The 219-nt window shown below is 43.8% G+C and carries 1 protein-coding gene; it reads right to left on the bottom strand.

Going from position 1 to position 219, the window contains the following annotated elements; all coding sequences use genetic code 11:
- On the bottom strand, nucleotides 1-219 hold a 219-nt coding region (locus Q0828_RS24465), incomplete at both ends, for a hypothetical protein (protein WP_298428004.1).

Here is a 219-nt window from a genome sequence, read left to right on the forward strand (position 1 = left end):
TAGGTTACACTATCATCAAATGTACAATTGGTTGGATGATTCATATCGGTTACCGTTACACTATACGTTCCTGCTTCGGTTACTTGTACCGTTGCAGTAGTAGCCGTTCCACTTGGAGTGGTCCACTGATAGGTAAATCCGACTCCAAAGTCAACACCAATGGTTCTAACATCCAAGGCTTGTCCTGTGGCTGCATCTACACACAGAATATCATCTGCT

Origin of the sequence: uncultured Kordia sp., from assembly GCF_947496985.1 — a bacterium.
Lineage (GTDB): Bacteria > Bacteroidota > Bacteroidia > Flavobacteriales > Flavobacteriaceae > Kordia.